This is a genomic window from Massilia sp. CT11-108 (assembly GCF_047302915.1).
Taxonomy (GTDB): domain Bacteria; phylum Pseudomonadota; class Gammaproteobacteria; order Burkholderiales; family Burkholderiaceae_D; genus Telluria; species Telluria orientalis.
The window spans coordinates 1-619 of record NZ_JBKYMO010001142.1 but is presented as its reverse complement, the minus strand read 5'-3'; the positions used below and the strand labels follow the sequence as shown (position 1 = coordinate 619).

General features: G+C 73.3%; 1 protein-coding gene. It reads right to left on the bottom strand.

All coding sequences use genetic code 11. The features are described 5' to 3' along the window. Positions 1-619 (bottom strand): TolC family protein (locus ACEN88_RS33640; protein ID WP_413346686.1); only part of this gene is annotated, 619 nt, incomplete at both ends.

The following is a 619-nucleotide window of genomic DNA, read 5'->3' as shown; positions in this document are numbered from 1 at the left end:
CGTGAGGCGCTCGCGCGTGCTCGTTGCGCGCTTCTCCGCGCGTGCGGCGTCGCGCGCCGCTTCGGCCAGGAACACCTGTTCGCGCGCCAGTTCGAGCTGGTTCGTGTTGCCGGCCTTCGCCATGCGGCCCGTGAGTTCCGCGCCCGCTTCCGCGGACGCCTGCACGCGGCGCGCGTACTCCAGCGTCTGCCGCGCGGAGACCGCCTCGATCCACGCCGTGCGCGTCTCGAGCGCATGGCGTTCGATGGCCGCGCCCACGTCGCGTTTCACCTGTTCGAAACGGCGCGTCTCCATGCGCGCGGCCAGCGGCGTCGTCAGGAGGCCGACGAGGTCGAACGTGATGCCGCGCTCGATCTCGAGGACGCCGCCGCCGGCGAGCCGCGTGAAGTCGAACGAGGGATTGCGGGGCCGGGCCGCCTGCGCGAGATCCGCCTGGGCGATGCCGACGTTCCAGTACGTGGCCTGCAGTCCCGGGTGGTTGACGAGCGCGACGCGCACGGCCATGTCCATGTCCAGCGGCCGGCCTTCCCGGAACACGGGCAGGTCGCGCAGCGATGCGGCGAGCGCGCCTTGGCCGGCGCCGTCCCGAGTCAGTTGCGGCGCGGTGCCGATGCGGGCC